Below are 26828 nucleotides of genomic sequence, written 5' to 3'. Positions count from 1 at the left end.
GATTCTCGTCGTGGTGGGGGCTGGGGCGTTCGGTGTGGTGGCGTGGCGTGATCGGGGGCGGTTGAGCTCCGCTGACGACGACGCCGCCGCTCGTGCCGCCCGGGCCACCCAGCAGCGGTACGAGGCCGAGCGGCACGCCGAGCAGGGCGACACGTGGCAGCGTGGCCGGGACAGCACGGGCTGACGGTTCACTGGCCGTAGGAACGCCGCAGACGGCCGTTGATCAGGTAGTTGAGCCGGTGTCGCAGGTATCCGAGCGTGCTCTCGCTCGGCAACTCCCCGTCGGTGGTGAGTGTCCAGCGCAACGCGCATTCCTGGCTCGCCGGCAGGGCGGCCAGGTCGAAGCGGATCCGGTCGAGCGGCCGGTGCGGCCACAGCGACGACCAGACCAGCAGCACCGGCGCATAGCCCGCCACCACCCGGGGCGGCGCCTCGTCGTCGCTCAGCTCCAGCCAGGGCCGGCTGCCCGCCTCGTACGGGTCGCGCAGCGAGCGCCACACGATGTGCGGCGGGGCCGGCTGGCTGCGCCGGCGGCTGCCCAGCACGTGCACCAGACCCTCCTCACCGGACGGTCCACCCGCCCCGGCCCATTGTGGCCGCACGGTGGCCGCCCGCAAGACCCGCCCGATGCGGCGGACCCACCCCGTGAACCGCGAGGCCCCCGCGCACCTGAACGCCCACGTCGTGAACCGCGAGGCCCCCGCGCACCTGAACGCCCACGCCGTGCACCGCGAGGCCCCCGCGCACCTCAATGCCCACGCCGTGCACCGCGAGGCCCCCGCGCCTGAACGCCCACGCCCTGAACCGCGAGGCGCCCACGGACGTGAATGAGGTGGCGGGCATGGCGACCGTACCGCGGGGTACAGGGGCAGCAGCACCGACGCCAGGGGAGGCACAGTGGTGGCACGGTCAGGACGCGATGTCCGAGGTCCGCTGGTGGGCCTGCTGATCGCCGCGCTGGTGTCGGCCGCCTGCGCCGTCGGCGGGGTGGCCGAGCCGGAGGGTGAGCGGCAGGCGCCGGACCCGTCTGCGGCCTCGCCGGGGCCGAGCACCACGCGGGCGGACAGCACCACCAGCGTCGCCGAGTTCCAGCAGGACGTGGGCGACGCCGAGGTGATCGCCCAGCGGTACTGGGCGGCCCAGTTCAAGGCGTCCGGGCAGCGTTTCCAGCCGATCCGGCGGATCACGCCGTACCAGCGGGCGGGCGAGGTGTCGTGCGGCGGCCAGCCGCTGCCGCGCAACAACGCGGTCTACTGTTCGCAGGGCGACTTCATCGCGTACGACGTCGCCTGGTCGGTGGCGGCGTTCCGCCAGGTCGGTGACGCGTTCGTGTTCTATCTGCTCGGCCACGAGTACGCCCACGGCATCCAGGTGCGGCTCGGCATCCGCTACAACTTCACCATCCAGCAGGAGTTGCAGGCCGACTGCATGGCCGGGGCGTATCTCGGCGACTCGGTGCGCTCCGGCGCGCTGACCCTGGCGGAGGGTGACCTGGACGAGTTCCGGGAGGGGCTGGCGGCGGTCGGCGACGACCCGGACCAGCCGTGGTTCGCGGAGGGCTCGCACGGCACCGCCGAGCAGCGCACGGAGTCGTTCTTCGGCGGGTACGAGCGCTCCCTGGACGCGTGCGACCTGGGCTGAGCGGGTTGTCCGCGTCACCCCGGCGGCCGCCGTTGCCACCGGCGGGGGCCGGCCCTGGCAGGATCGCCGGTGTCGGCCACGACCCTGGAGGATCCGCTGAGCAGCCATCACCCCGCCGCCGTGCTCTTCGACATGGACGGCACGCTGGTCGACAGCGAGAAGCTGTGGGACGTCGCACTGCAGGAACTCGCCCGGGAGTACGGCGGCGAGCTGTCCATCGCCGCCCGCCGGGCGATCATCGGCACCAGCATGGCCGAGTCGATGCGCATCCTGCACGACGACCTGGGGCAGCCCGAGCGGGACCCGGAGGCCAGCGCGGCGTGGATCAACGCCCGGATCCTGGAGCTGTTCCGCACCGGGCTGCGCTGGCGGCCGGGCGCGCTCGCCCTGCTGCGGGCGGTGCGGGAGGCGGGCATCCCCACCGCGCTCGTCACCTCCAGTGGCCGGCCGCTGGTCGAGATCGCCCTGGATACCCTGGGTCGGGACAGCTTCGACGCGGTGGTCTGCGGTGACGAGGTGGTCGCGGCCAAGCCGCACCCGGAGCCATATCTGACGGCGGCCCGGCTGCTGGGCGTGCCGATCGGGCGTTGCGTGGCGATCGAGGACTCGCCGACCGGGGTGGCCAGCGCGTTGGCTGCCGGCGCGGCGGTGCTGGCCGTACCCGCCGAGGCGCCGCTGCCGACCATCGCCGGCGTACACCAGGTGGAGAGCCTGACCGGCGCGGACCTGGAGCTGCTCGCGGCGCTGGTGGTGGACCGGGCCGGCGCGGCCGGCTGACCGGGGTCAGGGGCGTTCGGCGAAGACGGCCGTGGCCACCTGGTACCCGTCGAACGCCCGGGCGGCGCCCGCGTACGCGGCCAGGTGGATGAACAGCTCGACGATCTCCTCCTTGGTCACCCCGGAGTGCAGGGCGATGCGCAGCTGGCCGCGCAGCGGCTCGTGGGTGCCGAGGCTGGCGGCGATCGCCACCGAGACCAGGCAGCGGCTGCGCAGGTCCAACCCCTCCCGGGGCCATGCCTCGCCGAAGGTCTGCACGGTGGCGAGGCGGCGGAAGTCGTGCCCGACCGGTGGTTCGCCGCTGGCGAGCGGCAGCACGAGCGGCTGACCGAGCAGCCGCTCGGCGTTGTCCAGTGCCCGCTGGTAGGCATCCTGCTCCGTCATGTCGCCCCTCCCGGCCTTTCGCCCCCGCACGGCCATCCTGGCAGCTCGGGTGGGCGCCAGAGGACGATTCGCCGGGCCGACGGCACGAGACCCCGGCGCCGCTCGCGGCGCCGGGGTCTCGTGGTGAGCGGGTCAGTCGTGGGCGATCGCGCCCAGGACGTTGATCCGGGCCGCCCGGACCGCCGGGAGCACCGCGGCCACCACCCCGATGATCGCGGCGAGACCGAGGAAGACGCCCATCTGACCCCAGGGCAGGACCAGGTCGGTGATCCCCTCGTCCTTGAGCGCCTCGACCACCGCGGCGCCCAGGCCGGTGCCGACCACCACGCCGAGCAGCGCGCCGAACACGGAGATCACCACCGCCTCCACGGTGATCATGCCCATGGTCTGCCCGCGGCGCAGGCCGATCGCCCGCAGCAGACCCAGCTCCCGGGTCCGCTCCAGCACCGACAGCGCCAGGGTGTTGATGATGCCGAGCACGGCGATCACGATGGCCAGCGCCAGCAGGATCTGGATCATCGTGAGCAGTCCGTCGAGCTGACTGGTCTGCTGGTTGATGAACGCCTCCCGGTCGGCCACCGACACCTCGGGGCTGTCCGCGAGCAGCGTCTCCACCTGCGGCTGCACGTCGGCGACCCGGGTGCCAGGGGCCAGCTGGATGAAGCCCTGGATGGGCTGCGGTATGGCGAAGTCCTTCGCCGCCGCCGCCGGCAGCGTCACCGGGTTCGTCAGCTGGGACGACTCGTAGATGCCGCTGACCGTGTACGTGCGTGCCTCGCCGCGGGTCAGCTGCACGTTCACCGTCGAGCCCACCGACCAGCCACGGGAGGTGGCGGTGTCCGAGCTGGCCAGCATCTCGGTCGGCGAGAGCCGGTCGATGTCGCCGGCCGTCGGCTTCGCGCCGAAGATCTGCCGCAGCGACGCGATGTCACTGCTCGCCGCGACCCAGGTGCTCTCGCCGTCGAGCTTCGCCATGTCGCCGTACTCGCCGTCGACCATCTGCACGCCGGGCAGGGCCTTGGCCCGGTCCAGCACCGACGGGTCGAAGCTCGGCGGCCGTGGACCGCCCTGCACGCCGGAGATCACCAGCTCGGCCTTGATGGTGTCCTCGGCGAGGGCGCTGATGCTGCCCTTGGCCGAGTCGAGGATCACCGTGACGCCGGTGACCAGCGCGATGCCGACCATCAGCGCCGCCGCGGTGATCGCGGTGCGGCGCGGGTTGCGCCCGGAGTTCAGGCGGCCCAGCTTGCCCGGCACCGACCAGGAGAAGATCGCGCCGAGCAGGCTCACCACCGGCCGGCTGATCAGCGGGGTCAGCAGCGCCACCCCGATGAAGGCGAACAGCACCCCACCCAGGATGGTGGGCAGGGTCTGCCCACTGGCGTTGCCGCTGAGCCCGAGGAAGAGCAGCACGACGCCGATGCCGGTGACCAGCGACCCGGCCACGGTGATCTTGGTCAGCGGCCGGTCCGGGGTGGCCACGTCCTGCATGGCCGCGATCGGCGGGATCCGGGACGCCCGCAGCGCTGGCAGCAGCGCCGCCACCACGGTGATCAACAGACCGACCGCGAACGAACCGATCACCGCCGCCGCCGGCACGCCCACGCCGGCCAGGGTCAGCCCACCCGCCAGCTTGCCGAACAGGAACGCCAGCAGCGCGCCGATCCCGATGCCGGCCGCCAGGCCGAGCACCGAGGCGATCAGCCCGACCGCGATCGCCTCCAGCACCACCGAACCGATGATCTGCCGACCGCTGGCCCCGATGGCCCGCATCAGGGCCAGCTCCCGGGTGCGCTGCGCCACGATGATCGAGAACGTGTTGAGGATCAGGAACGTGCCCACCAGCAGCGCCACCGCGGCGAAGCCGAGCAGGATCTTGTTGAAGAAGGACAGGCCCTCCTTCAGGCTCGCCGACGCGTCCGCGGCCACCTGCTCGCCGGTCTTCACCTCGTACCCCGCGCCCAGGGTGCGGGCCACGTCGTCGCGCAGCGTCTCGTCGGGGACGCCGTCGGCGGCGCGCACGGTGATGCTGCTGAACGAGTCCGGAGCGCCGAGCATCAGCCGCTGCGCCACCGGCGTGGTGAAGAAGACCTCGTTGAGGCCGCCGATCGAGTCCCGGTCACCGCTGTAACCGAGGATGCCGACCAGGGTGAAGTCCCGCTTCTTCGACTCGAACGCGGTGAGCACGCCGACCTTCTGACCGACCTGCACCTTCGCGGCCGTGGCCAGCGACTTGTTGATGACGATCTCGTCGTCGGCCTGCGGCCCGCGCCCCTCGCGCAGCTGCAGCAGCTCGCTCTCGCCGGTCCAGTTCTCGCCCAACTGCGGCGGACCGAACGACGTGACGACCTTGCCGTTGCTGCCGATCACGCGGGCGCCGTCGGCGTTGACGATGCCGGTCGCCGAGGCGACCCCCGGCACCTGCTTCACCCGGTCCACCACGGCGGCGGGCAGCGGGGTGGCGGTCTGCTCGCCCTCGACCTCGCTGACCTCCACCTTCGGCTTCGCCGCGACGTTCACGTCGATCTCGGAGAAGCCGTCGGCGAAGACCGAGTCGAAGGAGCGGCCGAGCGTGTCGGTGAGCACGAACGCGCCGGAGACGAACATCACTCCGAGCACCACCGCCAGGCCGGACAGGATCAGCCGGACCTTGCGGGCCAGCAGACTCTTCAGTGTCGCCCGGAACATCAGTTGCCCACCTCGGCCGGAGTGTCCAGCTTCTTCATGGTGTCCAGCACCGTCTCGGCGGTCGGCTCGATCAGCTCCGAGACGATCTCCCCGTCGGCCAGGAAGACCACCCGGTCGGCGTACGCGGCGGCGGTCGGGTCGTGGGTCACCATCACGATGGTCTGGCCGTGCTCGCGGACCGAGTTGCGCAGGAAGTTGAGCACCTCCGCGCCGGAGCGGGAGTCGAGGTTGCCCGTCGGCTCGTCGGCGAAGATCACCTCGGGGCGGGAGACCAGCGCCCGCGCGCACGCCACCCGCTGCTGCTGACCGCCGGACAGCTGCGCCGGCCGGTGGTCCAGCCGGTCCCGCAGGCCGACCGTGTCGATCACCGTGTCGTACCAGGCCGGGTCGGGCTTGCGCCCGGCGATCGACAGCGGCAGCAGGATGTTCTCCTTGGCCGTCAGCGTCGGCAGCAGGTTGAACTGCTGGAAGATGAAGCCCACCTTGTCCCGGCGCAGCTTCGTCAACCCGGAGTCGCCCAGCCGGGTGACCGTCGTCTCACCGATCGCCACCGTCCCCCGGGTCACCGAGTCCAGGCCGGCGAGGCAGTGCATCAGCGTCGACTTGCCGGAACCCGACGGGCCCATGATCGCGGTGAACCGGCCGCGTTCGAACTCCGCGCTTACCCCCCGTAGCGCGATGACCTGCGCCTCGCCGCTGCCGTACACCTTCCACACGTCGTTCGCCCGGGCCGCGGCCTGCGCCTGCTGGCCTACCGTCGCGGTCACGTCATCTACCTCTTCCGTCTCTGCCAATACGCGCCGCCCCCGCTGGTCCGGCGCGACTGTTCCATCATCGGCGCTGCTCGCGCCCACCCCGTCCGCCCACGGGGGGACCCGGCGCGGATTTCACGCTGCGGGTGCACCCCCATGCCGGCTCAGGGTTGCCCCTGACCCGACGGCCGATCCACCGTGTTTCCCGGCCCGCGGAACGCCTGCGGAGCCCGACGCTAGAAGCTGACCCCACGAGAGGGTCAACCGCGCCGAGCCGTCTGCGGTCACGGTAGGTGAGCGCGGCAACCGGGCCGTCCCCCCACGGAGGGATCTGTGGGTACGCCGGAGGGGGTAGCCGGTGGGGACGTGCTACGCCCGGGGACGCACCAGCCCCGACTCGTACGCCAGCACCACCGCCTGCACCCGGTCGCGCAGCCGCAGCTTCGTCAGCACGTGCCCGACGTGGGTCTTGATGGTGGTCTCGCTGACCGACAGCACCGCCGCGATCTCGGCGTTGGACAACCCTCGGGCCACCTGCACCAGCACCTCGCGCTCCCGGTCGGTGAGCGTGCTGAGCGCGGCCGACGGCGTCGCGGCCGGGTCGGGCAGCAGGTCGGCGAAGCGGTCCAGCAGTCGCCGCAGGATCCGGGGCGCCACCACCGCGTCGCCGCCGGCCACCGTGCGGATCGCCGCGATCAGCTCCTCGGCCGGGACGTCCTTGGCCAGGAACCCGCTCGCGCCGGCGCGCAGCGCGCCCACCACGTACTCGTCGAGGTCGAACGTCGTCAGCACCAGCACCCGCACCGGCAGCCGGGCGTCGACGATCGCCCGGGTCGCGGCCACCCCGTCCATCCGTGGCATCCGGATGTCCATCAGCACCACGTCGGGCAGCAGCCGGCGCGACAGGTCCACCGCCTCCAGGCCGTCGCCGGCCTCCGCCACCACGTCCAGGTCGTTCTCGGCGCCCAGCACCATCCGGAAGCCGGTGCGCAGCAGCGGTTGGTCGTCGGCGAGCAGGATCCGCACCGGCCGCGCCGAGGCCACCCGATCCGTCATCTCGCCTCCCTGTCCCGCGCCGACGCCGTGCTGCCGCACCGGCCATCCTCGCGTACGCGGGCCGCCGCGTCGCGGACCACCGTAGAGGTCGGCCCGCCGCCGCGTCCCGCCCGGCGCGGCGCCGCAACGGTCGGATTCCCGGCCTTCGGGGGTGGGGAAGCGGCAGCGAAAGCGGTCAGGTCGCGCGGTGACCGGCCCGACACGGCGTGCCCGGCCGGCCGCCCGGAGTGGTCGCCTGGACCGGAGTCAGTCGTCGACGCCCGGCGCCACCGGCGTGGACCGGGCGTCGCGCAGGGGATCGGCGCCGGCCAGCCCGACCGGGAACGGCGGCGGGGTGCCGCCGAAGCTGGGGCACAGCGCCTGGTGGCTGCACCAGTCGCAGAGCCGGCTGGGCCGGGGCCGGAAATCCTGCCGGGCGGTCGCCTGCTCGATCGCCCGCCACAGCGCCACCACCGTGCGCTCGAAGCGGACCAGCTCGTCGGCGTCGGGCGTGTAGTCCAACACCTCGGCGTCGCGCAGGTAGAGCAGCCGCAGCACCCTGGGCACCACGCCCCGGGTGCGCCACAGCACCAACGCGTAGAACTTCAGCTGGAACAGCGCCCGCGCCTCGAACGCCTCCCGCGGCGCGCCGCCGGTCTTGTAGTCGACCACCCGCAGCGCGCCGTCCGGGGCCACGTCGAGGCGGTCGAGGTAGCCCCGGATCAGCAGCTCGTCGTCGACGACCGCGGAGATCAGGCTCTCGCGCTCGGCCGGCTCCAGCCGGGTCGGATCCTCCACCGCGAAGTAGCCCTCCAGCAGCCCGGCGGCGGACCGCAGGAACTCCACCGGGCCGGCCGGCTCCGCGTCGACGAAGATCGCGGCCAGATCCGGCTGCTCGGTGACCAGCCGGTCCCACTGGGGTGCCACCAGGTCGCCGGCCGCGGCCGGCGTGCGGCCCTGCGCGGGCAGGTCGAAGAGCCGCTCGAGCACCGCGTGCACCAGGGTGCCCCGGGCCTGCTCGATGGTGGTCCGCTCGGGCAGCCGGTCGATGCTGCGGAAGCGGTAGAGCAGCGGGCAGGTCTTGAAATCCGCCGCCCGCGACGGGGACAGCGAGGCCCGCACCGTCGGCGGTGTCTGCGCCGGGGAGGGGGAGTGGTGGGTGGTGACCGGTTCCGCCGTCATGTCCGCAAAGGTTAGGGCACCGGTGTGACACCGCCCGCCGGCCGCCCCGGGCGCCGGCGGTCCGTAGCATCGTCCCGATGGAGCAGACATCCCGGCCGCCCCGCCCACCCGACCGGCGCGCCGGCCTCAGCGTGGGCCGGGTGTTCGGGGTGCCGCTGCACCTCAACGGCTCGATGCTCCTGCTCGCTCTGCTGGTGGCGGTGCTGTACGCCGAGTTCGCCCGCCGGCAACTGGAGCTGCCGCAGGTCAGCGGCTATCTGATCGGCTTCGGGTTCGTGGTGTCGCTGCTCGGTTCGGTGCTGCTGCACGAGCTGGGTCACGCGCTCACCGCCCGTCGGTACGGCATCGGTGTGCGCGGGATCACCCTGGAACTGCTCGGCGGCTACACCGAGATGGACCGCGACGCCCCGTCACCCCGGATCGACCTGCTGGTCTCGCTGGCCGGCCCGGCGGTCTCCGCGGTGCTCGGCGTCCTCGCGGTGGCCGCCACGCTGGCCCTGCCCGAGGGGACCGTGGCCCACCAGCTCGCCTTCCAGCTCGCGGTGAGCAACGTCATCGTCGCGCTGTTCAACATCCTGCCCGGCCTGCCGCTGGACGGCGGCCGGGCGCTGCGCGCCGCAGTGTGGGGGCTGACCCGCGACCGGCACCGCGGCACCGAGGTCGCCGGCTGGGCGGGGCGCGTGGTCGCCGTCGGCACGGCCGCCCTGGTCCTGCTGCTCACCCTGACCGACTACCTGGCGCCGCTGGCGCTGCCGCTGATGCTGCTGGTCGCCGTCACCCTCTGGCGCGGGGCCGGGCAGTCGATCCGGGCCGCCCGGGTCAGCCGCCGGTTCCCGCTGATCGACCTGTCCCGGCTGGCCCGGCCGGTCTGGCCGGTGACCACCGGCACGCCGCTGTCCGAGGCCCAACGCCGGCGCGCCGAGGCGGGGCAGCCCGCCGCCGCGCTGCTGGTCACCGACTCCACCGGCCGGCCGGTCGCGCTGGTCGACCCGACCGCCGCCGAGGCGGTGCCCGCCGAGCGCCGTCCGTGGCTGGCGGTGGACGCCGTCGCCCGGTCGCTGGGCACGCTCCCCGCGCTGCCGGTCGGGCTGGACGGGGAGCGGGTGATGGAGGCCGTGCAGACCCACCCGGGCGCGCAGTACGTGGTGACGGCAGGCGAAGATGTCGTCGGCATTCTGCACATCGCGGACCTCGCCCAGCTCCTCGAACCCGACCGGAAGATGACATCGTGACCGCAACTCCCTCCACCGTCCCGGCCGACGCCGCCACCCCGGCACTGACACCCGTGCACCGCGGCCCGTTCCGGCCCGGCGACCGGGTGCAGCTGACCGACCCCAAGGGGCGGATGCACACCGTGACGCTGGAGCACGGCAAGGAGTTCCACACCCACCGCGGCATCCTGGCGCACGACGCGCTGATCGGGCTGCCCGACGGCAGCGTGGTGACCACCTCCGGCGGCGGTACGGCGTTCCTCGCGCTACGGCCGCTGCTGTCGGACTACGTGCTGTCCATGCCGCGTGGCGCGCAGGTCATCTACCCGAAGGACTCGGCGCAGATCGTCGCGATGGGCGACATCTTCCCCGGCGCGAAGGTCCTCGAGGCCGGCGCCGGCTCCGGCGCGCTCAGCTGCTCGCTGCTGCGCGCGGTCGGCACCGAGGGGGAGCTGCACTCGTTCGAGCTGCGCGACGACTTCGCCCAGATCGCCCGGCGCAACGTCGAGGCGTTCTTCAACGGGCCGCACCCGGCCTGGAACCTGCACGTCGGCGACGTCGCCCAGTGCCAGGAGACCGGCTTCGACCGGATCATCCTGGACATGCTCACCCCCTGGGAGACCCTCGACATGGTCGAGCGGGCGCTGGTGCCCGGTGGCGTCTTCATCGGCTACGTGGCCACCACGCCCCAGCTCTCCGAGCTGGTGGAGGCGCTGCGCGAGCGCGGCGGCTGGACCGAGCCGCGCGCCTGGGAGTCGCTGGTGCGCGACTGGCACGCCGAGGGCCTCGCCGTCCGACCGGACCACCGGATGATCGCGCACACGGCGTTCCTGGTCTCCGCGCGCAAGCTGGCCCCCGGCGTCACCGCGCCGCCCCGCCGGCGCAAGCCCAGCAAGGGCACCGAGGCGTACGCGCAGCGCCGGCAGGACCTGCGGGAGGCGGAGGCGGCCCGGCAGGCGGCCGCCGCCCAGGCCGCGGGTGTGGAGCCCGACACGACGGGGGAGATGGACAGGCCGTGACCATCGAGCTGGGCGCCGGCGTCGCCGAGCGGGGGGAGGCGGCGGCATGAGCCGACCGGGCTATGGCGGCGGTGACCTTCCCGCGGTGTTTCCCGACTGGTCGCCCTACCAGGACCTGGAGTCGGCGGCGCGCGCCTACCTGCGCGACCCGGACGTGGCCCTGGAGGCGCTCGGCGGGGTGCTGCGCGGCGCGTCGGTGCTCGGCTTCACTCTCGAACGCTTCGTCAACGAGGTCAACGGCGTCTGGCAGGAGGTCGTGGTCTGCGACGGCAGCCGCCTGATCCTCTGGCACGGCGAGGACGTGCCGCCGCAGGAGGGCCCACCGGGGTCGATGACCTCGTCGCTGCGGGTGGTGCCGGTCTCCACCGTCACCGAGGTCGGCTGCCGGCGGCGGCTCAACCGCACCGACAGCGGCGAGATCAAGGTCGACAGCATCGACGTGTATCTGCTGCTCACGTCGCTGGACGAGGCCCCGCCGAGCGAGGAGTTGGCGGGCACGCCCCGGCACGACGCGCTGCGCTTCGGCAAGACCCTCGACGACGGCGGGGCCGGGCAGATCGCCCGGTTGGAGGAGTTCGCCCGGCTGGTCGCCTCGGTGGTCGGCCGCCCGATGCTCTGACAGCCGTACCCCGTGGGGGCCGGTGGCGCGCTGCTCGCGCGGACGCCGGCCCCGACGGGGCGGCTCAGTCCTCCGCGTCCGGGCCGGCGACCTCGACGCCGTCGCCGCGCACCACGTGGATGCAGTCGCCCGGGCACTCCTTCGCGGAGTCGATCACTTCGAGCCGCAGGTGCTCGGGCACGTCGACCCGGCTGCCCGGCGCCATCCGCAGCTCACCGTCGGCGCCCTTGACGTAGGCCAGGCCGTCGATGTCGAACTCGAACACCTCCGGCGCGTACTGCACGCAGAGCCCGTCGCCCGTGCAGAGATCCTGGTCCACCCAGACCTGCAACTGGTCGGTCGCGACCTCGGCCATTGGTGCACCCCCCATGTTCTCCCGTCCCACGGTCCGACGGTACCCGAACGCCGGTACCGGCCCGCCAGGCCACCCTTGGCGATCAAGGTTCGGTGACGAGGGTGTTGCGTGGGACCGAATCGGCCTCATAGCGGCTAGTGTTAGGGCAGAACGTTCAAGCCCCCCGGGGAGGTGGGACGTGGCACGCAGCGACGACGCGGACTCGCGCGCCGCACGGTGGGAGAAGGAAGCCCACGATCTCTCCACGCAGGTCGCGTTTCTTCAAGAGGAACTCGCCCTGGTGCGGCGCAAGTTGACCGAAAGCCCCCGACACGTCCGGCAGCTCGAAGAGCGGCTGGCGGCCACCCAGGCACAGTTGGCGCGGCTGACCGAGAACAACGACCGGCTGGTGAGCACCCTCAAGGAGGCTCGCACGCAGATCGTGACGCTCAAGGAGGAGATCGACCGCCTCGCGCAACCGCCGAGTGGCTACGGCGTCTTCCTGGCGAAGCACGACGACGGCACGGTGGATGTCTTCACCGGCGGCCGCAAGCTACGGGTCGCCGTCTCGCCCTCGCTGGACGTGGCCGAGCTGCGCCGTGGCCAGGAGGTCCTGCTCAACGACGCGCTCAACATCGTTGACGCGTTCGGCTACGAGCGGGTCGGCGAGGTGGTGATGCTCAAGGAGATCCTGGAGGGGCCGGGTGGCGGGCCGGGTGACCGGGCGCTGGTGGTCTCCCACTCCGACGAGGAGCGCATCGTGCACCTCGCCGAGACGCTCATCGGCTCGGCGATCCGGGCCGGCGACTCGCTCATGATCGAGCCCCGCTCGGCGTACGCGTACGAGCGGATCCCGAAGAGCGAGGTCGAGGAGCTGGTCCTGGAGGAGGTGCCGGATGTCGACTACACCGACATCGGTGGCCTCCAGGCGCAGATCGAGCAGATCCGCGACGCGGTGGAGCTGCCCTTCCTGCACGCGGACCTGTTCCGTGAGCACCAGCTCCGCCCGCCCAAGGGCATCCTGCTCTACGGCCCGCCCGGCTGTGGCAAGACGCTGATCGCCAAGGCGGTGGCCAACTCGCTGGCCAAGAAGATCGCCGAGCGGCAGGGCAAGGAGAAGCACACCAGCTTCTTCCTCAACATCAAGGGCCCGGAGCTGCTCAACAAGTACGTCGGCGAGACCGAGCGGCACATCCGGCTGATCTTCCAGCGGGCGCGGGAGAAGGCCGGCGAGGGCACCCCGGTGATCGTGTTCTTCGACGAGATGGACTCGATCTTCCGGACCCGTGGCTCCGGTGTCTCCTCCGACGTGGAGAACACCATCGTCCCGCAGCTGCTCAGCGAGATCGACGGCGTGGAGGGGCTGGAGAACGTCATCGTCATAGGCGCCTCCAACCGGGAAGACATGATCGACCCGGCGATCCTGCGCCCCGGTCGGCTCGACGTGAAGATCAAAATCGAGCGGCCGGACGCCGAGGCGGCGAAGGACATCTTCTCCAAGTACATCCTCTCCGGGCTGCCGCTGCACCCGGACGACCTCGCCGAGCACGGTGCCGACGCCCAGGCCACCGTCGCGGCGATGATCGACGCCGTGGTGCTGCGGATGTACTCGGAGACCGAGGAGAACCGCTTCCTCGAGGTCACCTACGCCAACGGTGACAAGGAAGTCCTCTACTTCAAGGACTTCAACTCCGGCGCGATGATCCAGAACATCGTCGACCGGAGCAAGAAGATGGCCATCAAGGAGTTCCTCACCTCCGGCCGCAAGGGGCTGCGTCTGCAGCACCTGCTCGACGCCTGCGTCGACGAGTTCCGCGAGAACGAGGACCTGCCCAACACCACCAACCCCGACGACTGGGCCCGCATCTCCGGCAAGAAGGGCGAGCGGATCGTCTACATCCGCACGCTCGTCTCCGGCGGCAAGGGCGCCGAGGCCGGCCGGTCCATCGAGACCGCCAGCAACACCGGCCAGTACCTCTGATCGCAGCAGCGGGGGTGTTCGCCATCCGGCGGACACCCCCGCTGTCTGCGTACGGGTCGGGGACCGGTCAGGCGAAGATCCACCGCTTCGACACCAGGTAGTTCACCGCCGACAACGACGCCGTCACCAGCAGCTTGGCCAGCAAGTACGGGGTGCCGGCCCAGGTCAGCGCGGAGACCAGCACCACGTTGGCGGTCAGGTTCGCCAGGACCAGCGCGAAGTACCGCCCGACCTGCGGCACCATCTGAGCGGACGAGCCGAACGACCACGCCCGGTTGAGCCCGAAGTTGACCCAGAACGAGGTCAGGAACGACAGGCCGGCTGCGACCGGAAGCACGATCTTGAGAACACCGTGGTAGACGAACAGCGAGCCGGTGTCCACGGCGACGCTCAGGCCTCCGACGACCAGGAACCGCACAGCACTGTGACGGGACAGATGGCGGACGGAGTCGGCAACAGGTGACAGCAAGAAGATCTCCAAGGGGGGACCCGGAGCGGTGAGGACGACGACGGAGTCTATCGTCTGTCCATCCACCCAGCGGGGCCTGCCCGCGCGAGCCGCGAGGTTGACGTGCCTGAACCCGGAAGTGTGACGCCACCGGCCGACGGCGGGAGCCCGGCGCCCCGTCGCAGACTCGCCCGCAAGCACTGGGCACTCGCCTTCGTCGCGTTCTTCCTGATCATCTTCGGGTGGTCGATGGCCGCCCCGTACGACGGCACCCCCGACGAACGGGAGCACATCGTCCGGGCGGCCGGCGTCGCCGCCGGGCAGATCGCGCCCCCGCCGGACGCCGCGAAGAAGGGCACCGGCGCCTTCCAGACCGTTCCCGGCGGCCTCGTCCGCGACCAGTGCTGGCAGTTCAAGAAGGAGGTGTCGGCGGCGTGCGCGCAACCGCCGGGCAGCGACCGTACGCCGACCCGGGCCGGCACCGGCGCGGGCCGCTACTTCCCCGCCTACTACGCCCTGGTCGGCGCGCCGACGGTGCTCTGGCCCGGCTGGTCCGGTGTCCTGCTCGCCCGGATGATCAGCGCGCTGTGCTGCGCGGCGCTGCTCGCCGGCGCGTACGTCGTGATCCGCAACCGGTCGCGCAGCGGCCTGATGATGGGCGCGCTGGTCGTGGTCACCACCCCGATGGCCGTGCACATGGCCAGCGCGGTCAACCCGAACGGCCTGGAGATCGCCGCCGGCGTGGCCTTCTTCAGCGCGGTCATCCCGCTGATGATCGGCCCACCCGGCCCGCGGCGCGGCCTCATCCTGCTCGTCGGGATCAGCGGGCTGCTCCTGGCCATCCTGCGCCAGACCGGCCCGCTCTGGCTGGCGACCGCCTTCGTCGCGTTCGCCTTCCCGCTGCGGCGCAGCAACCTCGTCGGCCTGCTGCGGGACCGGGCGGTACGGATCTGGGCGGCCGTCATCGTCCTGGCCACCCTCGCCGTCCTCGGCTGGAGCGTGCGCCAGCAGACCTCGGACCTCGGTGACTACTCGTCCGCTGAACGGTTCACCGCCGGGCAGGCGGCGCTGCGCGAGGCGGACCGGTGGCGCGGGTACCTCGACCAGATCGTCGGGGTCACCTCCTGGCTCGACACCCGGATGCCCGCCCCGCCGTACGTGATCTGGCAGCTCGTCGCCGGCGCCCTGCTGGTCCTCGGCGTCGTCTGGGGCAGCACCCTGGACCGGTGGCGGCTCCTGGTGCTGCTCGGCGGCGGCGTGCTGGTGCCGTCCGTCATGCAGGTCGCCCTGGTCAACGAGAGCGGCTTCGTCACGCAGGGCCGCTACATGCTGCCCATGCTGGTCGGCGTTCTGCTCTACGCCGCGTGGGCCGCGGAACAACGCGGCTTCGAGATAGCCCGGGCCCGCTCGTTCAGCCGACTCGCCGTGCTGGTGCTCCTGCCGATCCACCTGTTCTGCCTCGCGTACACGATGGTTCGCTGGCAGAACGGTCTACCCGCCAACCTCGGGCTGAGCAGCCTCAACCCGCTCGCCGGCGACTGGCACCCGGTGGTCGGCTCGGTGGTCCCGCTGCTGTCCGCCATCCTGGGGCTGGTCCTGTTCGGCTGGCTCGTCTGGACCGCCCGCCCCGTGGCCGGCAACGAGCCGGCGCCGCTGGGAACGGCCGAGGCGTCCACCCCGACCGACCCTCCCGCCGAACTGTTGCGGCCCGCCGGCTCCCGCCTACGGGGTGTAGGCACCGAGGGCGGACTACGCTCGACCTGACGGGGGACCGGGTCGGGCGAGCGAAGCGGGTAGGTCGATGAGCGTAAGACGGATCATGGGCACCGAGATCGAGTACGGCATCTCCGTGCCCGGCCAGGCCGGAGCCAACCCGATGGTCACCTCCTCCCAGGTGGTCAACGCCTACGGGGCCCGACCGGAGCTCAACCGGGGCGGCCGGGCCCGCTGGGACTACGAGGAGGAGTCGCCGCTGCGCGACGCACGCGGCTTCACCTACTCCGGGGCCGCCTACGACCCCGCCGAGGCCCTCGCCGACGAGGACCTCGGGCTCGCCAACGTGATACTCACCAACGGGGCCCGGCTCTACGTCGACCACGCCCACCCGGAGTTCTCCACGCCCGAGGTGACCAACCCGCGCGACGTGGTGCGCTGGGACAAGGCCGGCGAGCGGGTGATGGCCGAGGCGTCCCGCCGCGCCGCCACCATTCCCGGCAGCCAGCCGATCCACCTCTACAAGAACAACACCGACAACAAGGGCGCCAGCTACGGCGCGCACGAGAACTACCTGATGCGTCGGCAGACCCCGTTCGCCGACATCGTGGCGTACCTGACGCCCTTCTTCGTCACCCGCCAGATCGTCTGCGGCGCCGGCCGCGTCGGCATCGGCCAGGACGGCGGCCAGAGCGGCTTCCAGATCTCCCAGCGGGCGGACTTCTTCGAGGTCGAGGTTGGCCTGGAGACCACCCTCAAGCGGCCCATCATCAACACCAGGGACGAGCCGCACGCCGACGCCGACAAGTACCGCCGGCTGCACGTGATCATCGGTGACGCCAACCTCTCGGAGATCTCCACCTACCTCAAGGTCGGCACCACCGCGCTGATCCTCAGCATGATCGAGGAGAAGGCGCTGAGCGGCGACCTCGGCATCGCCGACCCGGTCAGCGAGCTGCGCGCGGTCAGCCACGACCCGTCCCTGTCCCACCGGATGCGGCTGCGCGACGGCCGCCGGCTGACCGCACTCGACCTGCAGTGGGCCTACTTCGAGCGCGTCCGGTCCTTTGTCGACGACCGCTACGGCACGGACGTGGACGACCAGACCGCCGACGTGCTCGACCGCTGGGAGAGCGTGCTGGACCGGCTGGGCCGCGACCCGATGCTCTGCGCCGACGAGCTGGACTGGGTGGCGAAGCTGCGGCTGCTGGAGGGCTACCGCGAGCGGGAGAAGCTGGGCTGGGGCGCCCACAAGCTCCAGCTCGTCGACCTGCAGTACTCCGACGTCCGGCCGGAGAAGGGCCTCTACCACCGGCTCGTCTCCCGCGGCGCGATGAAGACCCTCCTCACCGACGAGGAGACGCGCACCGCGATGACCGAGCCGCCCGAGGACACCCGGGCCTACTTCCGCGGCCGCTGCCTGGCCCAGTACGCCTCCGAGGTGGTCGCGGCGAGCTGGGATTCGGTGATCTTCGACGTGGGCCGGGAGTCGCTGGTCCGGGTGCCGATGATGGAGCCGGAACGGGGCACCCGGGCGCACGTCGGGGCGCTGTTCGACCGCTGCGCCAGCGCCAAGGACCTCCTGGAGACGCTGACCGGCCGCTGAGCGCCGGTGCGCCCGCTGCGGATCACCCTGTGGCATGCTAGGCCGTCCCCCGATTCCTCGACCCACACGGTGATCCGATGCTCCCCTCTGCCCGGCAGGTCGCCCGGCGTGCGGTGACGGCTGTTCCGCTGTCGAACGCGTACGCCGGTCGTGCCAACAGTTTCGGTTTCCTGCGGCTCTGCTTCGCCGTCGCCGTCGTCCTCGCGCACACCGCGGTGATCGGCTACGCCCGGCCGCTGACCGAGGTGGTGGACGTGGCGGGCCTGGGGGTGGCGGGATTCTTCGGCATCTCCGGGTTCCTCATCACCCGCAGTGCCCGGCGCAGCTCCCTGCCCCGCTACCTGTGGCACCGCGCCCTGCGGATCTGGCCCGGCCTCTGGGTGTGCCTGCTGTTCATCGGTCTCGTGGTGGCTCCGGCCGTCTGGTACGCCGAACGCGGTCACCTGGACGGCCTGTGGCGCCACCCGGCCGGCGTGGTCAACTTCCTGCAGGCCAACTGGTGGGGCGGTTACCGCCAGCAGGGGATCGTGGATGTCTTCCGGGACACGCCGTACGGCGACCAGACGCGTCGCAGCGTCCTCGACGGCTCGCTCTGGACCCTCAGCTACGAGATCTTCTGCTACCTGATCGTGGCGGCCCTCGCCGTGGTGGCCGTGCTGCGCCGCGCCCGCTGGCTGGTGCTCGTCGCCGCGGTGCTCGTCTTCGGCCTCCTCTGTTGGAACCAGTACGAGACGCTGCGCTTCGGCGGGTCGACGTACTTCACCAGCGGCTCCCTCGGCCCGCTTCCGCTGCTCGGCGGGCTCAGCAAGATCTGGTTCCTGCGATTCGGCTTCATGTTCCTGGTGGGTGCGGTCGCCGACCTCTACAGCGACAAGCTGCCCATCAACGACGTCCTCGGGATTGCCGCCCTCATTCTGACCGGCTGGCAGACCCTGGAGGGCCACCTGTTCGGCCCGGCGCTGCTCGCCTACGAGTACGCCATCCTCTACCTGGCGGTGCGGCTGCCGCGGCTGTTGCACTCGGTGGGCCAGAAGAACGACTACTCGTACGGCATCTACATCTATTCCTTCGTGGTGCAGCAGACGCTGGCCTGGCTGGGAGCGGCGGCCTGGGGTTTCGTCGGCTACTTCGCGGTGGTCATGGTGTTCACCGTCGTGCTGGCGTTCCTGTCCTGGCACCTGGTGGAGAAGCCCGCGCTGCGGTTCAAGGACTGGACCCCCCGCCTCCGCCGCTCGGCTCCGCCCAGCGGCGGTGCGGTGGAGCAGCCACGACAGCGCGAGCCGGAACGCGCGCCGGTGGCCGAACCGGTTCCGGTCGCGGCCGACGCGCCCGCCCACCGAAGCTGACGGTCGCGGCACGTTCCTGCGCGCGCGCCCGTACTGGTCGCCGTCGGGGTCGGTGCGACCCGAACACGGCTGACGCGGGGGCTTCCTGTCGCCTCCGCGGGGTAGATTTCATGCCAGGCGATCTGGAGGAGGCAGCAATGGCCACTCGTGACAGCGGCGGTCAGTCGCAGTCCGGCAAGTCCCGGCAGGGCGAGGAGATCGAGGACGTCACCACCGAGGCCAACCCCGAGGTGGCCGAGCGGCACGCCGAGATCACCGAGGACGTCGACGACCTGCTCGACGAGATCGACTCGGTCCTCGAGGAGAACGCCGAGGAATTTGTCCGAGGTTACGTACAAAAAGGAGGAGAGTGAGCATAGCGGGGCAAAACGGACATGCCGCTCCCTTTGGACGATGAAGACGGCCGACGCCGTTGCCGCGACTGCGGCGAGTGGAAGCCCTTGGACGAGTTCTGTGCGAACAGCAAACGTCCCAGCGGTCGGGGCAGTTATTGCAAGCTCTGCTTCAACGAGCGCTCCAAGGCCAGCTACGCCAAGCGGGTGAAGGAGAGGCACGGACGAGAGGTGAAGCCCGTCCGGGAAGTTCCGGAAGGGCACCGCTTCTGTGCCGACTGTGGAACTGTCAGGCCCGTGGCCGAATTCCCCCGCAACCGCGCCGACAGAACGGGCTACGCCACGTATTGCAAGCCGTGCCACAACAGCCGCACCAAGGAAGTCAGGCAGCGCCTGTACGGCGGTAGCCGCGAGTACCACCTGCGGCGGCGCTACGGCGTCGGGCAGAAGGAGTTTGACGAGCTCCTGGCCGAGCAGGGCGGCGTCTGCGCGATCTGCGGCGGCGCGGACCCGCAACATCTGGACCACGATCATCGCACCGGATGGGTGCGCGGGATACTCTGCTTCAACTGCAACGGTGGTCTTGGCCAGTTCCGTGACAGTCCCATGAGGCTGGCCAGGGCGATCACGTACCTGAGAGGAACCACGTGGCAGCGGGCTTTGATCCATCCGGGCGTCTACCAGATGTGTTCACCAACGCGGGGACGTCCTCCTTCACCACGTTCCTGAGCCGGGTGGCGCCCGAGATGCTGCCCGGTCGACGGCCGCTGCCGCCGGGCATGGCCGCCGACCTGGCGCCGCACGCGACCACCATCGTGGCCATCTCGGCCGCCGGCGGCGTGGTGATGGCCGGCGACCGGCGGGCCACCATGGGCAACCTGATCGCCCAGCGCGACATCGAGAAGGTGCACCCGGCCGACGCGTACTCGCTGGTCGGCATCGCGGGCACCGCGGGCATCGGGATCGAGCTGATGCGACTGTTCCAGGTGGAGCTGGAGCACTACGAGAAGATCGAGGGCGCGATGCTCTCGCTGGACGGCAAGGCCAACCGGCTCGCGTCGATGATCCGGGGCAACCTGGGCGCGGCGATGCAGGGGCTCGCGGTGGTGCCGCTGTTCGCCGGCTTCGACCTGGCCGCCGCCGACCCGGCGAAGGCTGGCCGGATCTTCAGCTTCGACGTCACCGGCGGCCCCTACGAGGAGACCGGCTACGACGCGATCGGCTCCGGCTCGCTCTTCGCGAAGTCGGCGCTGAAGAAGCGCTTCCGCGCCGGCCTGTCCGTCGACGACGCGACCCGGCTCGCGGTCGAGGCGCTCTACGACGCGGCTGACGACGACACCGCGACCGGCGGACCGGATCTCACCCGACGGATCTACCCGGTGGTGATGACCGCGACCGCCGAGGGCACCCGCCGGCTGACCGACGCCGAGACGGCGGCGATCGCCGAGGGCGTGGTCTCCGGCCGGATGGAGAACCCGGGCGGTTGAGCCTCGTCCACCCCCACCAGTCCGCAGTCGTCAGCACAGCGCCGTAAGGAGAACCGCCGCCGTGGCAATGCAGTTCTACGCCTCGCCCGAACAGATCATGCGCGACCGCTCCGAGCTGGCCCGCAAGGGCATCGCCCGGGGTCGCAGCGCGGTGGTCCTCAGTTACTCCGGCGGGGTGATCTTCGTCGCGGAGAACCTCTCCAGCGCCCTGCACAAGGTCAGCGAGATCTACGACCGGATCGGCTTCGCCGCGGTCGGCCGTTACAACGAGTTCGAGAATCTGCGCCGTGCCGGCGTGCGGATGGCCGACCTGAACGGGCTCAGCTACGACCGGCGGGACGTCACCGGCCGGGCGCTGGCGAACGCGTTCGCGCAGACGCTCGGCGCCATCTTCACCGAGCAGTCGAAGCCGTTCGAGGTGGAGATCTGCGTGGCGGAGGTCGGGGCCACCCCGGACGATGACGAGCTCTACCGGCTCACCTACGACGGCTCGGTCAACGACGAGCCGGGCCGGATGGCGATGGGTGGCCAGGCCGAGGCGATCACCGGTGTGCTCAAGTCGCAGCACCGGCCGGACATGTCCCTCGCCGAGGCCGCGAAGGTGGCGGTGCAGGCCCTGAGCACCGTGGGCGGGGAGGGCGGCGCCGCCCGGACGATCGCCGCCAACCAGCTGGAGGTGGCGGTCCTGGACCGCCACCGGGTCGGGCGTACGTTCCGCCGGATCACCGGCGCGGCGCTGACCGCGCTGCTGGACGGCGACGTCGCGGCCGCCGAGCAGCCGGCGGAGGCGGGCGGTCCGGGCGCGCCCACCGTGCCGACGGGCGAGGCGCACAAGCCGACGACGTCGGCGGGGTCGGCCGACCTGGAGGACAAGCCGGCCGACGGGGGCGAGCGCTGACGGAGCCGCGCGCTGGTGCCGGCGTCCCTCTCGGACCCGGCACCAGCGGCGGGCTCACCCTCGGCGCAGCAGCGGCCTGGTCAGGGCCCAGTAGCCGCCAGCGAGGACGTTGAACGCGCCCAACCCGGGTGCGGTCGGCACTCCCGACGGGGTGACCCGACCGGTCATCAGCTCGGCGATGACGCCGTCGGGCACCCGGCGCTCGGCCTGCAGCTGCCGGCGGCGGTCGCGGACCCAGTCGCGGTGGCGCCAGAGCCAGCCCCAACCCCGGACCTTCTGGCGGGTCCAGCCGCCGAAGATCGCTGCGGTGATCATGGCGAGCTCGGTCAGGAGCAGCGCCGGGGCGAGGACGGCGAGGGTCCGGCCCTCGTACGCGGTGAGCAGGGTGACCAGCCGGTTCCGCTCGACCAGGTAGAGCTTCAGGGCGTTGCGGGAGAACTCGTAGTGGTGGCGCACCACGGCGTCCGGCACGTACTCCAGGCGCAGGCCACGCTGCCACAGCCGGAGGCTGAGCTCGGTGTCCTCGTGGTAGGCGAAGTACTCGGCGGCGAAGCCGTCGAGTTCCTGCCAGAGCCGCCGGCTGATCACGAAGCAGCAGCCGCTGAGGGACGGGACGACCCGCCGCTCGGCGTGCGCGCTGGCCGGCTCACCGTTGCCGCCGGCCCAGGAAAGCCCGGTGAAGTGCAGCGGGTTGCCGCTGGTGTTGATCAGCTCGGGGGTGTCGGCCAACCGGATCGACGCCATCGCGGCGCCCACACCCGGCTCGGCGGCCACGGCGGTGGTCTTCGCCAGGGCGTCGGGGGCCACCACGGCGTCGGAGTTGACGAACGCCAGCCAGTCCCCGGTGGCCTCGGCCGCGCCGACGCGGCAACCGCCGGAGTATCCCGTGTTCTGTTCCGGGCGCACCACGCGTACCCCGGGGAGGCCCTTGACGACGTCGATGCCGTCCCCGGTGCAGCCGTTGTCGACCACGATCAGCTCGACGTCGACGTCGGTGCTGGCCAGCACGGCCTGGGCGGCGGTGACGAGGTAGGGCTCCGGGCCGTAGGCGAGCATGACCGCGCTCACCCGGGGTCGGGTCATCGAATGCCTCCGGAGGGGCCGACGGCGACGGTGTCGCGCGAGGGGGCGGGCGAGGGCGCGACCCGGACGGCGCCGCGGAGCAGGACGGCCATCACGGCGGCCACCACGAGCGAGCCGCTGGCGTAGCCGAGCTCGACGCGCAGGGCGACCGGGAGCGGGATCAGCGTCACGGCGACGAGCACCGCCACGCCCGCGCACCAGGCGACGGCCTGTGCGCGGTGCCGGTCGAGGGCGAGCAGCGCCTGGCCGAGCACCATCGCCCACAGGTAGGCGAGGGTGGCCGCGGCGAGCCAGGCGAAGTCGTCGTGGCCGAGGACGTCCGGGGCGTCGAAGAGGGTGCGTACCAGCCAGGGGCCCAGCAGGACGGCGAGTAGCGCCCCGGTGAGGCCGAGGGCGGTGACCACGCCGAGCGCCCGGCGCAGCAGGCTGTGGAAGGCGGCGTGGGCGCCGGTGGTGGCCGAGGTCGCCAGGCCTGGCAGCAGCGACGCCTGGAGTGAGGCGAAGACGAACAGCGGGATGCGGACCAGGACGAGGGCGGAGAGCAGGGCGCCGGCGGTGGCGACGTCGGACGGGGCGAGCAACCGGACGTTGATCACGCCGATGTTGACCACGACCTGGGAGAGCAGGCTGGAGACGACGAGCAGGCCGAGACCGCGCAGCAGCGGCGCCCAGGCCACGGGGGTTCCGCCGCCGAGGACCCGCAGGACGGGCGGCGTGGTCAGCGCGACCCCGATCAGGGGCGCGATGACGAGCACGGCGCCGAACCACACGGCGGAGGTGACGCCGGTCAGGCCGAGCAGGAGGACCAGGCCGATCCGCAGCCCGCCGTCGAGGGCGAGTTGCGTGCCGTACCAGGGGAACAGCTGCAGGCCGGAGAGCACCCCCCGGGTGGTGTGGGCCACCGCGAGCGCGGCCAGCGCGCCGACCAGCACGGTGACCATCGTGCGGTCACCCTCGAAGAGCCGGTCGGCGATCGGCCCACGGGCGACGACGATCAGCGCGACCAGCCCGAGCAGGACGCCGGCCGCGAGGGCGCCGCCCCGCACGAGCACGGGACCCGGCGGCAGGCCCTGACTGCGGCGGGCGGCGACGACGCGGGCGATCTCCTGCTCGAAGGGCATGAACAGGCCGATGCCGAGGGTGAACACGATCGTCCAGAGCACCGAGAGGGAGGAGTAGTCCGCCTTGGTGAGGCTGTGCCCGGCCACGGCCAGGTGCACGTACGAAGCGAGCCCGAGAAGGGCCAGCCCGGCACCGACTGCGACGGTGCCGGGCGGGACCAGGCTCAGTAGCCGGCGGATCACCGGCGGATGAGCGCCAGCGTGAGCACCGCGAACGCCCGACCCAGGTAGATCATCGCCTTGGCGGGGGAGTGGCTGGGGGTGCCGGCCATCCGCTTGCGCATGGCCACCGGCACCTGCCGGATCCGGTAGCCGCGGCGGGCGGTGTGCACCAGAGTCTCGACGGTGTCGCCGAGGTACTCGGCCGGGTACCAGCTGGCGAACATCTCGATCACCCGCCGGTTGGCCGCCCGGAAACCGGACGTGGTGTCGGTGAGCTTGGTGCGGGCGACCCGGGACAGCACGGCGGAGAGCATGACCATCGCCCAGCGGCGGGGGCCGCGGACGCTGTAGTCACCCTCACCGGCGAACCGGGCGCCGATGATCAGGTCGTTGTCCTCGAGCATGTCGACGAGCTTCGGCACGTAGCGCGGGTCGTGCTGGCCGTCGGCGTCCACCTGGATGGCCACGTCGTAGTCGTGGTCGCGGGCGTACCGGTAGCCGAGACGCATCGCGCCGCCGACTCCCAGGTTGTACGGCAGCTTCGCGACCCGGGCGCCGGCCGCGGCGGCGACGGCCGCGGTGCGGTCGGTGGAGCCGTCGTCGACCACCAGCACGTCCACGCCGGGCAGCTCGCCGCGGACCTCGCCGACGACGTCGGCGATGGAGCCCGACTCGTTGAGAGCCGGGATGATGATCAGGGTGCGCTTGCCGTTAACCATCGGTCGACACCAGTTCGTCTCGGGCTGCCTTGTCCGCCTCGATCTGGGCGCGGAGCAGGGCGAAGTCTTCGGCCAGGGTGCGGGTCTCCTCCTCCAGGGCACTGACCTCCCAGCTGAGGTGCACGCAGACCAGCAGCAGGAAGACGATGCCGAGGAAGAGCACGAGGCTGACACCGGAGGCGACACCGAGGAGTTCGGCGACGTTGTCGAGCAGCCGGGGGAAGAGGGACAGCGGGATCACGATCACCAGCACGCCCAGCCAGAGCATGCCGTACTTCTCGCGCAGCTGCCGGCGGCGCAGCAGCTCGATGATGGTGGCCAGGAGTATCAGGCCGGTCAGGCCAGTGACGAGGGTGAGTTTCATGTGACCTTCCACGGGGCGGCGGGCGAAGCGGTGGGGGAGGCGAGAGCGGCACCCAGCGTGGCCCGCCAGTCCGGCAGAGGTGGCAGACCCGCAGCGGCCCAACGGCCATGCGATAGCACACTGTACGCCGGTCGGGGAGCGGGACGCCGAAAGCGGTCGCTGGTGGTGGGTCTGATCCGGTCCGGGTCCAGCCCACGCAGCGCGAAGGCCTCCCGCGCGAGCCCGTACCAGGTGGTGCGGCCGGTGCAGGTGCCGTGGTAGACGCCGGGGACGGCCAGCCCGGCCAGCGCCGCGTCGGCCAGCGCCACCAGCCGCTCGGCGAGGACGTACGACCAGGTGGGCTGGCCGTGCTGGTCGTCGACCACGTCGAGGTGCTCCCGCTGCTCGGCGAGCCGGAGCATGGTGGAGACGAAGTTCGGGCCGTGGGCGCCGTACAGCCAGGCGGTACGCACGACGTAACCGGTGTCGGGCAGCAGCCGGGCGACGGCCCGTTCGCCGGCGAGCTTGCTGCGGCCGTACGCGTTGACGGGGGCGGTGGGGGCGTCCTCGGCGTACGGGGTGTCGGCGTCGCCGGCGAGGACGTAGTCGGTGGAGACCTGGATCAGGCGGGACCCGGTGTCCGCGCACGCCGTGGCGAGGTGGGCGACGCCGTCGCCGTTGACCAGCGTGGCGGCGGCCTCGTCGGCCTCGGCGCCGTCGACGTCGGTCCACGCCGCGGCGTTGATCACGACGTCGTGTCCGGCGACCGTGGCGCGGACCGCCGCGGCGTCGGTGAGGTCCAGGTCGGTACGGGTGGCGGCGGTCACCTTCAGGTCCGGCCGGGTGTCGAGCACGGCGACCAGGTCCCGGCCGAGCATCCCGCCGGAACCGGTGACGAGCAGTCGGGTCATGCGGCCGGGGCCGACTTCAGCGGCTCCCACCAGGCCCGGTTGTCCCGGTACCAGCGCACGGTGTCGGCGAGGCCGCGGTCCAGGTCGATGCTCGGGGCGTACCCCAGCTCTTCGCTGATCTTGGTGATGTCCAGCGAGTAGCGGCGGTCGTGGCCCTTGCGGTCGGCAACCGGGACGACCCGCTCCCAGCCGGCGCCGCAGGCTTCCAGCAGCCGGCCGGTGAGTTCCTTGTTGGTCAGCTCGGTGCCGCCACCGATGTTGTAGACCTCGCCGGCGCGGCCCTTCTGCTGGACGAGCGCGATGCCGCGGCAGTGGTCGTGCACGTGCAGCCAGTCCCGGACGTTGCCGCCGTCGCCGTAGAGCGGGACGGTGCCGCCGTCGAGCAGGTTGGTGACGAACAGCGGGATGACCTTCTCGGGGAACTGGTACGGCCCGTAGTTGTTGGAGCAGCGGGTGACCACCACGTCCATGCCGTGGGTGCGGTGGTAGGCCAGGGCGAGCAGGTCGGAGCCGGCCTTGGAGGCCGAGTACGGCGAGTTCGGGGCGAGGGGCCACGTCTCGGTCCAGGATCCGGTGTCGATCGAGCCGTAGACCTCGTCGGTGGAGACGTGCACGAACCGGCCGGTGCCGTGGCGCAGCGCCGCGTCCAGCAGGGTCTGGGTGCCGAGCACGTTGGTGGTGACGAACGGGGCGGCGCCGGCGATCGAGCGGTCGACGTGCGATTCTGCCGCGAAGTGCACGATGACGTCGTGCCCGGCGACCACCTCGTCGACCACGGCCGCGTCGCAGATGTCGCCCTGCACGAACCGCAGCCGGGGGTCGTCGCGCACCGGGTCGAGGTTGGCCGGGTTGCCCGAGTAGGTCAACGCGTCGAGCACGGTCACGACCGCCGGTTCGAGCGCGGGAACGCTCGCGGCGCTGCCCAGGGGCTTGCCCAGCAGCAGGCGAACGTACTCCGACCCGATGAATCCGGCTCCGCCGGTGACGAGGATCCTCACGGGTCCGGAAGTGTACGCGAAACGCGGCGGCGACCGTG

The 26828-nt window shown here is 71.9% G+C and carries 27 protein-coding genes and 1 pseudogene; 14 read left to right on the top strand and 14 right to left on the bottom strand.

The window, feature by feature from the left end; translation table 11 throughout:
* Positions 1–184 (top strand): hypothetical protein (locus tag DKT68_RS31875; protein ID WP_236646847.1); only part of this gene is annotated, 184 nt, incomplete at its 5' end.
* A 4-nt stretch (positions 185–188) separates the two neighbouring features.
* Here DKT68_RS31875 and DKT68_RS11830 read toward each other — a convergent pair.
* Positions 189–551, bottom strand: coding sequence for a hypothetical protein (locus DKT68_RS11830; RefSeq protein ID WP_109817466.1), 363 nt, complete (start codon positions 549–551; stop codon positions 189–191).
* Between the two features lie 325 nt (positions 552–876).
* Here DKT68_RS11830 and DKT68_RS11820 point away from each other — a divergent pair.
* A pseudogene (locus tag DKT68_RS11820) lies at positions 877–1641 on the top strand (neutral zinc metallopeptidase); the annotation flags it as partial.
* A 120-nt stretch (positions 1642–1761) separates the two neighbouring features.
* Entirely contained in the window at positions 1762–2418 is a 657-nt protein-coding gene (locus DKT68_RS11815) for an HAD family hydrolase (RefSeq protein WP_109817470.1), read from the top strand.
* Between the two features lie 6 nt (positions 2419–2424).
* On the opposite strand, the gene DKT68_RS11810 is transcribed toward DKT68_RS11815, so the two are convergent.
* The 5 genes from DKT68_RS11810 to DKT68_RS11790 all read right to left on the bottom strand — a co-directional run bounded on the left by DKT68_RS11810 (position 2425) and on the right by DKT68_RS11790 (position 8459).
* Positions 2425–2802, bottom strand: a complete 378-nt coding sequence (locus DKT68_RS11810) for a carboxymuconolactone decarboxylase family protein (RefSeq protein ID WP_109817463.1) — start codon at positions 2800–2802, stop codon at positions 2425–2427.
* 132 nt (positions 2803–2934) lie between these two features.
* On the bottom strand, positions 2935–5490 hold the full coding sequence (locus tag DKT68_RS11805) for an ABC transporter permease (protein WP_109817462.1): 2556 nt from the start codon (positions 5488–5490) through the stop codon (positions 2935–2937).
* On the bottom strand, positions 5490–6257 hold the full coding sequence (locus DKT68_RS11800) for an ABC transporter ATP-binding protein (RefSeq protein ID WP_109817461.1): 768 nt from the start codon (positions 6255–6257) through the stop codon (positions 5490–5492). The genes DKT68_RS11805 and DKT68_RS11800 overlap by 1 nt, the downstream gene beginning before the upstream one ends.
* A gap of 354 nt (positions 6258–6611) precedes the next feature.
* Positions 6612–7298 carry a response regulator gene (locus DKT68_RS11795; RefSeq protein ID WP_109817469.1) on the bottom strand — a complete coding sequence of 229 codons (687 nt, stop codon included), beginning with the start codon at positions 7296–7298 and terminating at the stop codon, positions 6612–6614.
* A 246-nt stretch (positions 7299–7544) separates the two neighbouring features.
* Positions 7545–8459: a RecB family exonuclease gene (locus DKT68_RS11790; RefSeq protein ID WP_109817460.1), complete on the bottom strand. Its 915-nt coding sequence runs from the start codon at positions 8457–8459 to the stop codon at positions 7545–7547.
* A 77-nt stretch (positions 8460–8536) separates the two neighbouring features.
* Here DKT68_RS11790 and DKT68_RS11785 point away from each other — a divergent pair, with 77 nt between their 5' ends.
* The 3 genes from DKT68_RS11785 to DKT68_RS11775 are packed head-to-tail and all read left to right on the top strand — an operon-like array spanning position 8537 to position 11308.
* Positions 8537–9691, top strand: a complete 1155-nt coding sequence (locus DKT68_RS11785; protein ID WP_109817459.1) for a site-2 protease family protein — start codon at positions 8537–8539, stop codon at positions 9689–9691.
* A complete protein-coding gene (locus DKT68_RS11780; RefSeq protein ID WP_407940728.1) occupies positions 9688–10689 on the top strand; it encodes a tRNA (adenine-N1)-methyltransferase in 1002 nt (333 codons plus the stop codon). The genes DKT68_RS11785 and DKT68_RS11780 overlap by 4 nt, the downstream gene beginning before the upstream one ends.
* A 46-nt stretch (positions 10690–10735) precedes the next feature.
* Entirely contained in the window at positions 10736–11308 is a 573-nt protein-coding gene (locus DKT68_RS11775) for a hypothetical protein (protein WP_109817458.1), read from the top strand.
* 64 nt (positions 11309–11372) lie between these two features.
* On the opposite strand, the gene DKT68_RS11770 is transcribed toward DKT68_RS11775, so the two are convergent.
* Positions 11373–11663: a ferredoxin gene (locus DKT68_RS11770; protein ID WP_074309704.1), complete on the bottom strand. Its 291-nt coding sequence runs from the start codon at positions 11661–11663 to the stop codon at positions 11373–11375.
* Between the two features lie 178 nt (positions 11664–11841).
* Here DKT68_RS11770 and arc point away from each other — a divergent pair, with 178 nt between their 5' ends.
* A complete protein-coding gene (gene arc, locus DKT68_RS11765; protein WP_109817457.1) occupies positions 11842–13623 on the top strand; it encodes a proteasome ATPase in 1782 nt (593 codons plus the stop codon).
* A 67-nt stretch (positions 13624–13690) separates the two neighbouring features.
* Here the strand turns inward: arc and DKT68_RS31160 are convergent, their stop codons facing one another.
* Entirely contained in the window at positions 13691–14041 is a 351-nt protein-coding gene (locus DKT68_RS31160; protein WP_161556649.1) for a GtrA family protein, read from the bottom strand.
* A gap of 153 nt (positions 14042–14194) precedes the next feature.
* Here DKT68_RS31160 and DKT68_RS11755 point away from each other — a divergent pair, with 153 nt between their 5' ends.
* From DKT68_RS11755 to prcA, 7 genes are all read left to right on the top strand, one after another.
* Complete coding sequence (locus DKT68_RS11755) at positions 14195–15835, top strand: DUF2142 domain-containing protein (protein ID WP_161556648.1); 1641 nt, start codon at positions 14195–14197, stop codon at positions 15833–15835.
* A 37-nt stretch (positions 15836–15872) separates the two neighbouring features.
* A complete protein-coding gene (dop, locus tag DKT68_RS11750) occupies positions 15873–17390 on the top strand; it encodes a depupylase/deamidase Dop (RefSeq protein ID WP_109817454.1) in 1518 nt (505 codons plus the stop codon).
* A gap of 77 nt (positions 17391–17467) precedes the next feature.
* Positions 17468–18736, top strand: coding sequence for an acyltransferase family protein (locus DKT68_RS11745; protein ID WP_109817453.1), 1269 nt, complete (start codon positions 17468–17470; stop codon positions 18734–18736).
* Positions 18737–18873: 137 nt separating this feature from the next.
* On the top strand, positions 18874–19089 hold the full coding sequence (locus tag DKT68_RS11740; protein ID WP_088993750.1) for a ubiquitin-like protein Pup: 216 nt from the start codon (positions 18874–18876) through the stop codon (positions 19087–19089).
* Positions 19090–19365: 276 nt separating this feature from the next.
* Entirely contained in the window at positions 19366–19797 is a 432-nt protein-coding gene (locus DKT68_RS11735; protein WP_236646849.1) for an endonuclease VII domain-containing protein, read from the top strand.
* On the top strand, positions 19716–20555 hold the full coding sequence (gene prcB / locus DKT68_RS11730; RefSeq protein WP_201748997.1) for a proteasome subunit beta: 840 nt from the start codon (positions 19716–19718) through the stop codon (positions 20553–20555). The genes DKT68_RS11735 and prcB overlap by 82 nt, the downstream gene beginning before the upstream one ends.
* 61 nt (positions 20556–20616) lie before the next feature.
* A complete protein-coding gene (prcA, locus tag DKT68_RS11725) occupies positions 20617–21453 on the top strand; it encodes a proteasome subunit alpha (protein ID WP_109817450.1) in 837 nt (278 codons plus the stop codon).
* Between the two features lie 54 nt (positions 21454–21507).
* Here the strand turns inward: prcA and DKT68_RS11720 are convergent, their stop codons facing one another.
* The 6 genes from DKT68_RS11720 to rfbB are packed head-to-tail and all read right to left on the bottom strand — an operon-like array spanning position 21508 to position 26790.
* Complete coding sequence (locus tag DKT68_RS11720; protein WP_109817449.1) at positions 21508–22536, bottom strand: glycosyltransferase family 2 protein; 1029 nt, start codon at positions 22534–22536, stop codon at positions 21508–21510.
* Entirely contained in the window at positions 22533–23840 is a 1308-nt protein-coding gene (locus DKT68_RS11715; protein ID WP_236646846.1) for a lipopolysaccharide biosynthesis protein, read from the bottom strand. The genes DKT68_RS11720 and DKT68_RS11715 overlap by 4 nt, the downstream gene beginning before the upstream one ends.
* Positions 23837–24538: a glycosyltransferase family 2 protein gene (locus DKT68_RS11710; RefSeq protein ID WP_109817448.1), complete on the bottom strand. Its 702-nt coding sequence runs from the start codon at positions 24536–24538 to the stop codon at positions 23837–23839. The genes DKT68_RS11715 and DKT68_RS11710 overlap by 4 nt, the downstream gene beginning before the upstream one ends.
* A complete protein-coding gene (locus DKT68_RS11705; RefSeq protein WP_109817447.1) occupies positions 24531–24902 on the bottom strand; it encodes a DUF2304 domain-containing protein in 372 nt (123 codons plus the stop codon). Before DKT68_RS11705 ends, DKT68_RS11710 begins: the two co-directional genes overlap by 8 nt.
* A complete protein-coding gene (gene rfbD / locus DKT68_RS11700) occupies positions 24899–25792 on the bottom strand; it encodes a dTDP-4-dehydrorhamnose reductase (RefSeq protein ID WP_109817446.1) in 894 nt (297 codons plus the stop codon). Before rfbD ends, DKT68_RS11705 begins: the two co-directional genes overlap by 4 nt.
* A complete protein-coding gene (rfbB, locus tag DKT68_RS11695; RefSeq protein ID WP_109817445.1) occupies positions 25789–26790 on the bottom strand; it encodes a dTDP-glucose 4,6-dehydratase in 1002 nt (333 codons plus the stop codon). Before rfbB ends, rfbD begins: the two co-directional genes overlap by 4 nt.
* Positions 26791–26828 lie beyond the last annotated feature (38 nt).

Source organism: Micromonospora acroterricola, from assembly GCF_003172955.1.
GTDB classification, from domain to species: Bacteria; Actinomycetota; Actinomycetes; order Mycobacteriales; family Micromonosporaceae; genus Micromonospora; species Micromonospora acroterricola.
The sequence above is the reverse complement of the archived record's forward strand: the minus strand, read 5'-3'. Positions and strand labels throughout refer to the sequence as shown.